10 protein-coding genes are annotated in these 12481 nt (G+C 65.9%); 7 read left to right on the top strand and 3 right to left on the bottom strand.

Annotation, left to right across the window (positions count from 1 at the left end):
• The first annotated feature begins 12 nt into the window (after positions 1 to 12).
• The 5 genes from A5766_RS18720 (at position 13) to A5766_RS18700 (ending at position 4275) form a co-directional block, all read left to right on the top strand.
• Positions 13 to 531, top strand: a complete 519-nt coding sequence (locus tag A5766_RS18720; RefSeq protein WP_064862310.1) for a DUF6764 family protein — start codon at positions 13 to 15, stop codon at positions 529 to 531.
• A 171-nt stretch (positions 532 to 702) separates the two neighbouring features.
• Positions 703 to 1650 (top strand): polyphosphate kinase 2, encoded by a 948-nt coding sequence (gene ppk2, locus A5766_RS18715; protein WP_005204864.1) that lies wholly within the window; start codon positions 703 to 705, stop codon positions 1648 to 1650.
• A 52-nt stretch (positions 1651 to 1702) separates the two neighbouring features.
• Positions 1703 to 2515, top strand: a complete 813-nt coding sequence (locus tag A5766_RS18710; protein WP_005204866.1) for a hypothetical protein — start codon at positions 1703 to 1705, stop codon at positions 2513 to 2515.
• A 58-nt stretch (positions 2516 to 2573) separates the two neighbouring features.
• Positions 2574 to 3509, top strand: a complete 936-nt coding sequence (locus tag A5766_RS18705) for an alpha/beta fold hydrolase (RefSeq protein ID WP_231894725.1) — start codon at positions 2574 to 2576, stop codon at positions 3507 to 3509.
• 55 nt (positions 3510 to 3564) lie between these two features.
• A complete protein-coding gene (locus A5766_RS18700; protein ID WP_174273034.1) occupies positions 3565 to 4275 on the top strand; it encodes a rhomboid-like protein in 711 nt (236 codons plus the stop codon).
• Positions 4276 to 4292: 17 nt separating this feature from the next.
• Here A5766_RS18700 and A5766_RS18695 read toward each other — a convergent pair whose 3' ends face one another.
• Entirely contained in the window at positions 4293 to 6380 is a 2088-nt protein-coding gene (locus tag A5766_RS18695; protein WP_005204873.1) for a prolyl oligopeptidase family serine peptidase, read from the bottom strand.
• 191 nt (positions 6381 to 6571) lie between these two features.
• Between A5766_RS18695 and A5766_RS18690 the strand changes: the two genes are divergently transcribed.
• Positions 6572 to 9082: a hypothetical protein gene (locus tag A5766_RS18690; RefSeq protein WP_064905931.1), complete on the top strand. Its 2511-nt coding sequence runs from the start codon at positions 6572 to 6574 to the stop codon at positions 9080 to 9082.
• A gap of 273 nt (positions 9083 to 9355) precedes the next feature.
• Here A5766_RS18690 and A5766_RS18685 read toward each other — a convergent pair whose 3' ends face one another.
• On the bottom strand, positions 9356 to 10549 hold the full coding sequence (locus tag A5766_RS18685; protein WP_064905913.1) for an oxidoreductase: 1194 nt from the start codon (positions 10547 to 10549) through the stop codon (positions 9356 to 9358).
• Positions 10546 to 11145: a TetR/AcrR family transcriptional regulator gene (locus A5766_RS18680; RefSeq protein WP_064905911.1), complete on the bottom strand. Its 600-nt coding sequence runs from the start codon at positions 11143 to 11145 to the stop codon at positions 10546 to 10548. The genes A5766_RS18685 and A5766_RS18680 overlap by 4 nt, the downstream gene beginning before the upstream one ends.
• 116 nt (positions 11146 to 11261) lie before the next feature.
• On the opposite strand from A5766_RS18680, the gene lpdA reads away from it, so the two are divergent.
• Positions 11262 to 12481, top strand: a 1220-nt coding sequence (lpdA, locus tag A5766_RS18675; RefSeq protein ID WP_082965573.1) for a dihydrolipoyl dehydrogenase, incomplete at its 3' end; no start/stop codon positions are given.

The following is a 12481-nucleotide window of genomic DNA, read 5'->3' as shown; positions in this document are numbered from 1 at the left end:
AGGCCAAACAAATTGCGTATCAACACTTTTGCCGTCCGTGTCTTCGCCGTCGTCTGCGGAGGTGCGGGATTAGTTGCCGGGTTCACGCTCGGCGGCGGTGATGCGCACGCGGCCACAGAATGTAGTGCCGCCAACGGCACTTCGGTGCAGCACATTTCGGGCACCAGCGGTTGCGGTGCACGCGCGGGCGCAGGTAGCACGGCCAGTGCGAGTGATGCCTCGTCGAGCGGCACCGCAGTGGCAGTCGCAGACGGCGGAGGGCACGCCCGCGCACACAATCTGCAGCCGGGGTCGACGGCGCTGGCCGGAGCCAACTCCGGCGGCAACGCCTACTCGGTGACCACCGGCCCCGGCTCGATGGCGATCGCGCAGGCGCGTCGCGGGAGCAACTCGGTCGCTGTCGGTGGATGGGGTGGCCAGGCGGTCGCGACGCAGCAGGGTGTCTCGTGCACCGGTGGGTTCGCGGCGGCAGCTGATTCGGGCAGCGGCAAGGCATGCCTGCGTTCGGGATCGATCAGCCTGCGCAACTGAAGCGTGTGCCTCGACTGAACACGCGTTACTGAACTTCACGCACACGGCCGACTGCCGACGTCCCGAGGGAGCGTCGGCAGTCGGCTTTTTGGGAGCCACCCCACGTTCTGGCCGACGCCGAGTTCACCTCATTGCCACGCAGCGTTTGCCGGATACGCATATCGTTGGGTAGTGACCGAGTTACACGATCTCGAAGCCGTCGGCCCCGATTTCAGCAAGTTGAACGGACGTGAAGCCCTTCAACAGCTTGTCGATCTCAAGGACACCACGCAGTTCACGGTGAACGACGATGATGACGACGACCCGATCCTCCTCACGCTTCCCGAGCGCAACGTCGTCGACACCTGGCGCGAGGACTATCCGTACGACGAACGCATGAGCCGCCGTGAGTACGAGATCACGAAGCGTCGCCTGCAGATCGAACTGTTGAAGATGCAGAAGTGGTCCAAGCAGACCGGCCAGCGTCACCTGTGGCTCTTCGAGGGCCGCGACGCTGCGGGCAAGGGTGGCACCATCAAACGATTCAACGAGCACCTCAACCCGCGCGGCGCGCACACCGTCGCACTGGAGAAGCCCAGCGAGCGCGAGTCGACACAGTGGTACTTCCAGCGGTACGTGCAGCACCTGCCCGCGGGCGGCGAGATCATCTTCTTCGACCGGTCCTGGTACAACCGGGCCGGCGTCGAGCGGGTCATGGGATTCTGCACAGACGAGCAGTACGACGAGTTCATGCGACAGGCCCCCGGGTTCGAGAAGATGCTCGTCGACGACGGCATCAGCCTGGTGAAGTTCTGGTTCTCCGTCACGCCGCTCGAGCAGCGCACCCGGTTCGCGATCAGGCAGATCGACCCCGTGCGGCAGTGGAAGCTCTCGCCGATGGATCTCGCCTCCCTGGACAAGTGGGACGCATACACCGCGGCCAAGGAGAACATGTTCGAGCGCACCGACACCGACCATGCGCCGTGGATCGTCGTGAAGAGCAACGACAAGAAGCGTGCCCGCATCAATGCGATGCGCTACGTGCTGTCACTGTTCGACTACGAGGGCAAAGACGAAGAGATCGTCGGCCGGCCGGATCCGCTGATCGTCGGGCGTGCCCGCGATCTGGTCGGGGAGTGACGGCCACGGAACACTCATCGAGAGGTCAGCTTCGAGCGGTAGCGTCATAGCCGTGCGAACCTTCCTCAGCGGTCTGGCGACGATCGTCGCGGTCGTGGCCATCATCCTTGCGGTACCCGCTGTGTGGATCAGCGAACGAATCGTCGACGACGCCGGCTTCAGCTCACTGATCGAGCCGGTCGGCCACGACCAGGCGGTCAAGGACTACCTGGCGGGCGAGATCACCGAGCAGATCGCCTCGCGGACGTCGATCTCGGGGGCCGACGCAGTGGTGCGGCCACTCGCCAACGCTTATACCAACAGTTCGCAGTTCCCCGCCGACTTCGCCGACGTCGCCACGCAGCAACATCAGTGGTTGTTCGACGAAGCATCGGATCCCAACGCGCCGATGCAACTCGACATCACGTCGATGGTCAACCGCGTGCTCGAGAACGCGCGTGTCGGTGTCAGCGTCTCCGGACCGATCACGATTCCCGTCTCCAGCGGCGACACCGGCCTGCACGCGGGCGCGTATCACCGAGCCGGGGAGCAGATCACGACGATCGCCAAGGTGTCGGTGATCGTGGGGATCATCGCTGCGGTCATCGCGCTGCTTGTGGCGAGGCGACGCGGGACCGTGATCGCGTGGCTGGGCATCGCGACGGTCATCGCGGGTGTGGTGTGCTGGGCGGGCGCGAATCTCTACGGGACCTACCTGAAGAACGACATCGCGTCGTCAGAGAACAACGCCAAACCAGTTGCCGACGTCGTCATCGACACCATCTCGCACGAACTGCAATGGACCGGCGTGATCTCGATGCTCGTGGGCGCGGGCATCCTGGTGTTCGGAATCATCATCCGGCTCGCCTTCGGCGGACGGCGATGACTGCGCGCCTTCGGCGGACGGCGATGACTGCGCGCCTGCGGCCGGGAGAGATGGCCCGATGACCGCGAACGCCGTCGACTTCTCCGTTCCGCAGCGTGCGCCAGATGTCGTCGACGACATGGTGTTGGCTGACGGCACCCATACACCGGTGCGGATCTTCCGCGCGGAGGCAGACTCTGCCGGGCCGCTGGTTGTCCTGTTCCCCGGATTGGGAACCCCGGCAAGCTACTTCGACCTGTTCGCCACCCGCTGTTCCGCCGCCGGGGTGTCGGTCGCGTGCGCCGACCTGCGGGGGCAGGGCGCAAGCAGGCCACGCCCGTCGCGCGCCAGCGTGTTCGGCCAGCAGGAGATGGTTGTCGACGACGTGCCGTCGGCCATCGCCGTTGCCCGACGACACGTCCCCGACGGCCCGCTGTACCTCGCCGGGCACTCGATGGGCGGGCACATCGTGTCGCTGTATGCCGCGCGGCAGGCTCACCGCGCTGCCGAAGGCGGCCGACAGCTCGGCACCGACGGCAGTCACCGACTGAGTGGACTCATCCTGATTGCCTCCGGTGTGCCGTTCCACAAGCTCTACCGCGGCGGCTCGGGTCTGCGGGCCTCACTGGGGCCACTGGCGATGTACCGCATCTCGCACGCCGTCGGCTTCTGGCCGGCCGCCGGTCGTCGAGGGCTACGGCAGGCAGTCCCGCGTGCTCATCCGCGATTGGACGTACCTGAACAGGCACGGCCGATTCAGTCCCCGCGGTGCCGACATCGATTACGAGGCCGCTTTCGGCGAGATCGACATCCCGGTGTTAGCGGTGACGATCGGTGCCGACTCCGACGCACCGCCACCCGTCATGGGCGCGTTGACCGCGAAGTTCACGCACGGCGCCGTCGATCATCGGCACATCGCGGCACCTCTCGGACACAATCGTTGGGCGCGCGACTCGACCGCACCTCGCCTGGTCGTCGAGTGGCTGTCGGAGCTGTGAGTCTCCTCGGAGGATGACCGGCAGGCGTCGATCGCGGGCGCGGTAGCCGTCGGTGCGTCACACTTGACCACGATGACGCAGGCAACCGGTGATGTGAGGACAGGCGGGCTACCACGACGTGTGGCAACCCACGTCGTGTCCTGCCTGCGCAGCGCACCCCTGACCTTCCTCTGGCTTGCGGTGCTGTTGGCGACGACCATCGCACAGCACCTGATGAGCCCCGCCGACCTCGACCGCGTACTCGGCGCCCGGTCGACCAACCTCGAACACCTGACGCACGATCCCATCCACGTCCTGTGGACGAGCCTGTTCTGGATCGACGGCGCGTTCTGGCTGCCGTGGGCGGTGGCGTTCTGCATCTTCCACGTGCCGGCCGAGCGGTGGCTGGGGTCGTGGCGCTGGCTACTCGTCGGTGCGTCGGCGCACATCTTGGCGACCTTTGTCAGTCAGGGTGTGCTCGGGCTCGCCATCCGCGAGGGCGTCCGCAGCGCCGACATGATCCATGTGCAGGATGTCGGCGTCAGCTACTTCTTCGCCGGGGTGGTCGGAGTACTCACATATCGGATCGCTAGACCGTGGCGGTGGATCTACCTCGCGGGAGTGTTCATCTACTACGGCGTTCCGGTGATCACCGATCTCAGTTTCACCAACATCGGCCATCTGAGCGCCGCGCTGGTCGGGTTGGCGTGGTATCCGATCACGCGCGGTCGGGGCGAGGCGTGGGACCCCGTCGCCGCGGTCCGTCGATGGCGTGGGTGGAATGCGCGTGGACAGCATCCGTGACGCGCTGAGCGCTGTGCCTACGAGCCGTCGTCCCCGCCTTGCTTTTCGGTCTCACCCTGCTCGTCGGTCTTACCTAGTGTCTCCCAGAGGAACTCGTAGGCAAGCGCCGACTTGTATGCCGCCTGCTTGTTGTCGGCGGCGCCGCCGTGGCCGCCCTCGATGTTCTCGTAGTAGTCGACGGTGTGTCCGTTTTCTTCAAGCCGCGCAACAAGTTTGCGTGCGTGACCGGGGTGTACGCGGTCGTCGCGGGTCGAGGTCGTCACAAGGATCGGCGGGTAGTCGACGTCGCGTCGGATGTTCTGATATGGCGAGAACGGCTGCATGAACGCCCACTCGTCGGGGTCTTCCGGATTGCCGTACTCGGCCACCCACGACGCTCCCGCGAGTAGCAGGTGATAGCGGTACATGTCGATCAGCGGCACCTGGCAGACGAGTGCACCGAAGAGCTCGGGATAGCGGGTGAGCATGACGCCCATCAGCAGTCCGCCATTCGAACCGCCCTGTGCACCAAGCTGTTCCGGAGTCGTGAAGCGTCGAATGACCAGATCCTTCGCAACGCTGGAGAAGTCCTCGTAGACCAGATGGCGTCCCGCCTTCTGCGCCACGGTGTGCCATGCGGGGCCGTACTCGCCGCCACCACGGATGTTGGCGATCACATAGATGCCGCCGCGTTCGATCCATGCCCTCCCGGCAACTGTTAAATAGCCTGGGGTGAGCGCATTTTCGAAGCCGCCGTACCCGTAGAGCAATGTCGGTCCGTGTGTGACGTCGGTACGTCGGACGACGAAGTAGGGGATGAGCGTGCCATCGTCGGAGGTGGCGAAGTACTGCTCGGTGGTCACCGATGAGGCGTCGAAGAACTCGGGGCTGTGCTTGATCACGGTGGCGTCGTCGGAGCCGATCGTGCCGTGCAGCAGGCTGGGCGGTTCGGTGAACGACGTGGCCGACCAGAACACTTCGTCGCTGTGATCGGGATCGGTGTCGAGCACGGAAATCGTTGCCAGGACCGGCAATCCGGCTATCTCGACGGGTGACCAGTCGCCAACGGTCAGCACCGTGATCGACGTGTGCACGTCGTGCAGCGTCGTGATGATCAGGTAGTTCTTGGTGAACGTGAAGTCGACGAGGCTGGTGTGGCCGTCCGGTTCGAACAGGACTGTGGCGTCGCGGTTTCCGTCGAGGTAGGCCGGATAGTCGAACGTGAGGAGCGTGCCGGGCGCGTACGTGGGACCGTCGGGACCCGACGGCGACCACTCCGAGCGCGTCATGACCAGCAGCCAGTCGCGTCGTACGCCCGCATACGCGTCGGTGGGGACGTCGATGAGGGCGAGCTCGCCGTCGCGGTTTTCGAAGAGCAGAGAGTTGAAGAAATCCGTTGCGCGAGAAACAAAATGACGTTCGAACCCGGGGGTGTCGTCGTAGACGGCTCGGATCGAGATGTCCGACGGTTCGCCGGTGAAGACGGTGACGGCGTCGTCGAGCGGAGTACCGCGCGTCCAGCGTTTCGCGATGCGCGGGTATCCCGATTCGGTTAGCGAGCTGTGCCCGTCGGGTGCGGTACCGAAGTCGGTGCCGACGTAGACGTTGTCCTCGTCGATCCAACTCACCGTCGACTTGTTCTCGGGGAGCGTGAATCCGTCGGTGACCCAGGTGCGTGTGGTGAGGTCGAATTCGCGCACCACCGCGGCGTCGGCACCGCCGCGTGACAGCGAGATCAGCACGCGCCGATAGTCGGGGCGCAGCGCCGTAGCGCCCTTCCACACCCAGTTCTCGTCCTCGGACTTGGCGAGTTCGTCGACGTCGATCAACACGTCCCACTCGGGATCGTCGGTGACGTAGGAGTCGAGCGTGGTGCGGCGCCACAGGCCGCGCGTGTTGGTGGCGTCGCGCCAGAAGTTGTAGAGGTAGTCGCCGCGGCGTCGAACATAGGGAATGCGATCGTCGGTGTCCAGCGCTTCGAGGGTCTGCTCCTCGATCTCGGCGAATCGCTTCGACGCGGTCAGCCGGTCGACGGTCGGGGCGTTGTGCTCGCGCACCCAGTCGAGGGCGGAGTCTGAGGTGACCTCCTCGAGCCACAGGTATGGGTCGGTGCTCTCGGATGTCATCGGTGCGCAACCTCTCGTCGTGGACGTCTGGCGTGGTCGATCGTCCGCTCACCGACCTACTGGCCAAAATAGCGCGCCCACGCAGTGGGGTCGGCGCGCTGCTGGTCGCCGGTGTCGGCAGCGTGTCGATACGGTCGGGCGTGGATAGGCTCGAGAGGGTGAGCCGTTCCGTCGAGCATGTGTCCGCCCCAATGCGCCGCAGTGCAGAGCCCGATCAGATCTCCGTGCGCGGGGCTCGGGTGAACAATCTGGCCGACCTCGACGTCGACATCCCGCTGCGCGCGCTGGTGGGGATCGCGGGAGTGTCCGGGTCGGGTAAGTCGTCGCTGGCACTCGGGGTGCTGTACGCAGAGGGGTCGCGGCGCTACATCGAGGCGCTGTCGACCTACACCCGACGCCGCATGGCACAGGCGGCGCGCGCGAATGTCGACTCGGTCGAACACGTACCGGCAGCGCTTGCGCTGCGACAGCGACCTGCGCCACCGGGAGTGCGCTCGACGTTCGGTACGTCGAGTGAGTTGCTCAACGTGCTGCGGCTGATGTTCTCGCGCCTGGCGTCGCACAGATGTCCCAACGGTCACTACGTGCCGCCGACGATCGACGTCGCGGCCGAACGGCCGTTCTTCTGCCCGGTCTGCGGCGCGCAGGTCGACGCTCCCGGCGCCGAGGATCTCGCCTTCAACTCGCGCGGCGCGTGCCCGACGTGTGCGGGGACCGGCGTCGTACGGACCGTCGACGACGACGCGCTCGTCCCCGACCCCGACAAGACCCTCGACGAGGGCGCGGTGGTGCCGTGGAACATGTTCGGGTTCAACGTGCAGCCTGCCATCGCCCGCGAGTTCGGGGTGCGCACCGACGTGCCCTGGCGCGACCTCACCGACGACGAACGCGAGATCGTGCTCGACGGGCCGGAGGAGAAGAAGCACATCACCGTCACGTCGAAGAAGGGTGTGCACGATCTCGACTTCACCTTCCGCAACGCCCGACTCACGGTCACCGAAGAGCTCAAGCGTGCCGACAACGAGAAGCGGCTCGCTCGGGTGAGCCGATTCCTCACTGTCGGAACGTGTCTCACGTGTGACGGCACACGATTGAGCGACGCGGCGCGGGCACCACGGATCGGCGACGACAATCTGGCGGATATCACCGCCCTCTCGCTCGACGACGTACTCGCCTGGGCGCCAGGGGTTCCGACGACGCTGCCGCCCGAGATGCGGGAAATGGCACAGGGACTCGTCGACACACTGTTCGATATGGCGCGACGACTTGTCGAATTGGGACTCGGCTACCTCACACTCGATCGCGCGGGCGCCACGCTGTCGACGGGCGAGCGGCAACGCGTACAGCTCGCGCGGGCGGTGCGTAATCGGACCACCGGCGTGCTCTACGTGCTCGACGAGCCGTCGATTGGTCTGCATCCAGCGAACATCGAAGGGCTGCTCGGTGTGATGAACGACCTTCTCGCCGATGGCAATTCGGTGGTCTTCGTCGACCATGACGTGCAGATTCTGCGTCAGGCGGAATGGCTCGTCGAGATCGGACCCGGATCGGGAAGCGACGGTGGCAGGGTCATTGCACAGGGGACGGTGTCAGCGGTGTCCGGCGACCCGGATTCACGCCTGGCCGGATTCCTCACCGGCGCAGAGGATGTGGTGGTTCGCGCGCAGAGTCCGCGCGACGAGGTGTTCGCACCTGGCTCCTTTCATCTCGAGACGTCGGCGATCCACACCGTCGAACCACTGGTCGTCGACATCCCGCGCGGCCGGCTCGTTGCCGTCACCGGGGTGTCGGGTTCGGGCAAGACCACGATGGTGCTCGAGTCGTTTGTACCGGCGTTGGCGGCGTTGTCGACCGAACCTCCGGCGCGGCTCCCGCGGCATGTCGTCGAACTCGATGTGCCGGAACTGCCCTCGGGCAAGAGATTTCACCCCCAGGTGGTCGACGCGACGCCGATCGGTATCAACGTACGGTCAACCGTCGCAACCTATTCCGGCGTGATGGACGATCTCCGTCGGGCCTACGCCGACACCGAAGCTGCACGGGCTGCGGGTCTGACCGCCTCGGACTTCTCCTACAACACCGGATCGCTTTCGTGTCCGAGATGTGAGGGGACGGGCGAGGTTTCACTCGACGTACAGTTCCTGCCCGACATCGACATCGTGTGCCCCGAATGCAAGGGGAGCAGGTTCGCGCCGCGTGCGAGGGAGTTCACCCGCGACGGGGTGTCGCTTCCGGAGTTGCTCGGCTACACGATCCGCGACGCCGTGCGGGCAGTGTCGGGTCTGGCGCGAGTGACCAAGCGGCTCAAGGCTCTTGACGAACTGGGACTCGGGTACCTCACACTCGGCGAATCAACCCCGGCACTGTCCGGCGGCGAGGCGCAGCGTCTGAAACTGGTGAATCAGTTGCACCGCGACCAGTCCGACACGGTGTTCGTCCTCGATGAGCCGAGCGTCGGGCTGCACCCGCTGGACGTGCGCACACTGCTGCAGGTGCTGACCCGACTGACCGAACGCGGCGGGACGGTCATCGTCATCGAGCACGACCTCGACGTGATCGCCAACGCCGACTACGTCATCGACATGGGGCCGGGCGGTGGGGAGGCGGGCGGTCGGATCGTCGCGGTCGGCACACCCGGCGAGGTGGCGACGGATTCGGTGTCGATCACGGGCCGCTACCTCGCCGAGCACCTGCGGGGCTGAGGGGTGGTCTCGACAAGCTCGACCAGCGGGTGATGCTCGACCGGCGGTGGTCTCGACAAGCTCGACCAGCGGGATGATGCTCGACCGGCGGTGGTCTCGACAAGCTCGACCAGCGGGTTGGGGCTCGACCAGCGGGTGATGCTCGACCGGCGGTGGTCTCGACAAGCTCGACCAGCGGAGGGGCGCTCGACCAGCGGGTGGTGCTCGACCAGCGGGTTGGGGCTCGACCAGCGGTGGGCGCTCGACCGGCGGGATTACCAGCGGCGGGCGCGCCTACTCGCGCAGCGGACACCTCGTGCGCGAGTAGATCGTCGGCATGCACAGGTTGCAGTGCGTGCACTGCGAGCGCACGGCGGGGTCGTCGGCGATCCGCAGCGGTAGGTCGGGTTCGCGCAGCAGTGCGCGGCCCATCGCGAGAAAGTCGAAACCCTCACCCAGCGCAGTGTCCATCGTTGCGCGGTCGGTGATGCCGCCGAGCAGGATGATCGGCAGGTCGACGCTCTCACGCAGCCTGCGGGCCAGCGGCATCAGGTAGCCGGGGTGATAGTCGTAGTGCTTGAGGAAGAAGGGGCCCGCCGCCTTCAGCCCCCACCGCATCGCGCCGTGGAAGGCGTCGGCGAAAGCCTCACGCGGTGCGTCGCCGTGGAAGAGGTACATCGGGTTCAGCAGTGAGCTGCCTGCCGTCGGCTCGATCGCGTCGAGGTGGCCGTCCGATTCCAGAAGTCGCGCGACCTCGCACGCCTCGTCGACGTCGAATCCGCGCCACCTCCCGACGCCGCCGACGCCGTCGTACATATTCAGCTTCACCCAGACGGCAGCCGAATCGCCGACCTCGTCGCGCACCGACTCGACCACTTCACGCGCGAGCCGCGCACGATTGACCAGTGTGCCGCCGTATCCGTCGCGTCGATGGTTGAGCAGGGGTGAGAGAAAACAACTGATGAGATAGTTGTGGCCGCAATGGATTTCGAGTCCGTCGAAACCCGAATCGACCGCGATGCGCGCCGCCCGTCGAAACGATGTGCGGAGATCCGCGATGCGGTCAGCCGAGATCTTTCGTGTCACCGACATTCCCATCGGCGCCGGAATGCGCGACGGACCAAGGGCTTTCGCGCGATTCGACGCCGAGTTCGCGACCGGCCCCGCGTGGCCGAGCTGGGCAGCGGCAAGGGCACCTTCGGCGTGGATGGCGTCGGTGAGCCTGCGCAACCCCGATGCCGCCTCGGGACGCATCCAGATCTGATGTCGATCGGTCCGCCCCTCGGGGCCGACCGCGCAGTACGCAACCGTGCTCATGGCGACGCCGCCCGCCGCCACCTCGCGGTGGAACTCGACGAGATCGTCGGTGACGAGTGCGTCGGGGGTCGCACCCTCGAACGTCGCACATTTGATGAGGCGGTTGCGCAGCGTCAGCGGACCCAACCGTGCCGGTGCGAAGGGATCGGGGGTCGACGACGAGCCGTTCACGGGTTGTCCTCGGTACCGGCCGTGTTGCTCGTGGCCGCAGGTTGACCGAGTCCGGCTGTGACGAACTCGCTGAGCGACGCCACTGCGTCGTCGGACAGCGGACGGTCGGCGGAGAAGCGCGACAGGATCAGCTCGAAGGCGAGTGCCCAGCGTCGTCGAGCCTGGTCGTGGCCGAGGTTGCCGACCATCGCGACCAGCATGTCGGCCCACCGGTCGAGATCGAACCAGGCGCCGTGCCAGGGAGCCTCGGGACGCGCGTGGACGAAGCGGGCCAGGAGTTGCAGATGCAGATGTCCGGCGGGGTCGTGCTGGATCTCGACGAACGGGGTGAGCACGACGTCGACCAGCGCGGCGACGGAGTCGCGTGAGACATCGACGGAGCAGAGGGACGCCGCCCAGAGTGACGCGAGGCGCGCCTCGAGCAGTGCCGTCGCGAGCTGATCCTTCGATCCGAAGTGGTAGTGCACGGCCGCCGGATTGGCTCCCGCGCCCGCGCAGATGGCGCGCACGGAGACGGCGTCGTAGCCCTCGGTGAGGAAGAGGCGCTCGGCTGTCCGCAGCAATTGCTCGCGGGTGGGAGATGTGGACACGCTCATGCGGCGATTCAATCAGTGATTGAACGACGCGGTGGCCGATTCGCGGTAACGGTCGATTCGGACCAGTCCGGGGGACGTTCTGCGCGCAGGTTGGCCCTAGTCGTAGGCTGGCAGTCGTGGCTGATCACTTTGAAACAGTTGTCCTGGGAGCAGGTCCAGGTGGGTACGTGGCCGCGATCCGGTCCGCCCAGTTGGGCATGAACACCGCCATCATCGAAGAGAAGTATTGGGGCGGTGTCTGTCTGAACGTTGGATGTATTCCGTCCAAGGCGTTGCTGCGCAACGCCGAGCTCGCCCACATCTTCAACCATGAGTCGAAGACGTTCGGGATATCCGGGGATGTGACCTTCGACTACGGCTCGGCATTCGACCGCAGTCGTAGCGTCGCCGACGCGAGCGCCAAGGGCGTGCACTACCTGAACAAGAAGAACAAGATCACCGAGATCGAGGGGTACGGCACCTTCGTCGATGCCAAGACCATCAAGGTCGGCGACCGCGAGATCACCTTCGACAACGTCATCATCGACACCGGCTCGGTGGTCAAACTCCTGCCGGGCGTCGAGCTCTCCGACAACGTCGTCACCTACGAGACCCAGATCCTCACCCGCGATCTGCCCGGCTCCATCGTCATCGTCGGCGCGGGCGCGATCGGCATGGAGTTCGGCTACGTGCTCGCCAACTACGGCGTCGACGTGACGATCATCGAGTTCCTCGACCGCGTGCTCCCCAACGAAGACATCGACGTCTCCAAGGAGATCGCCAAGCAGTACAAGAAGCTCGGCGTGAAGGTCCTGACCTCCACCGGAGTCCAGACCGTCACCGACAACGGCAACGACGTCACCGTTACCTACAAGGACGCCAAGGGCAACGACGGAGAGGTCACCGTCGACCGCGTGCTCATGTCGGTCGGCTTCGCTCCCCGCGTCGAGGGCTTCGGACTCGAGAACACCGGCGTCGAGCTCACCGAACGCGGCGCCATCGCAATCGACGACTTCATGCGCACCAACGTCGACGGCATCTACGCGATCGGCGACGTCACCGCGAAGCTCCAGCTCGCACACGTCGCCGAGGCGCAGGGCGTCGTCGCAGCGGAGACCATCGCGGGCGCCGAGACCATGACGCTCGGCGACTACCGGTTCATGCCGCGCGCGACGTTCTGCCAGCCGCAGGTCGCCTCGTTCGGACTGACCGAGCAGCAGGCCAAGGACGCCGGTTTCAACGTCAAGGCCACCACGTTCCCTTTCAGCGCGAACGGCAAGGCGCGCGGCATGGGCGAGACCGCGGGCTTCGTCAAGCTCCTCACCAACGCCGACACCGACGAGCTTCTCGGCGCACA

The organism is Gordonia sp. 852002-51296_SCH5728562-b (genome assembly GCF_001665475.1).
Taxonomy (GTDB): Bacteria; Actinomycetota; Actinomycetes; order Mycobacteriales; family Mycobacteriaceae; genus Gordonia; species Gordonia sputi.
The sequence above is the reverse complement of the archived record's forward strand: the minus strand, read 5'-3'. Positions and strand labels throughout refer to the sequence as shown.

Bases quoted from the DNA above. Each gene is read 5' to 3' on its own strand.
- A5766_RS18705 (WP_231894725.1), top strand. From the start codon at position 2,574: ATGACCGCGAACGCCGTCGACTTCTCCGTTCCGCAGCGTGCGCCAGAT.
- A5766_RS18700 (WP_174273034.1), top strand. From the start codon at position 3,565: ATGACGCAGGCAACCGGTGATGTGAGGACAGGCGGGCTACCACGACGT.
- A5766_RS18695 (WP_005204873.1), bottom strand. From the start codon at position 6,380: ATGACATCCGAGAGCACCGACCCATACCTGTGGCTCGAGGAGGTCACC.
- A5766_RS18690 (WP_064905931.1), top strand. From the start codon at position 6,572: ATGCGCCGCAGTGCAGAGCCCGATCAGATCTCCGTGCGCGGGGCTCGG.
- A5766_RS18680 (WP_064905911.1), bottom strand. From the start codon at position 11,145: ATGAGCGTGTCCACATCTCCCACCCGCGAGCAATTGCTGCGGACAGCC.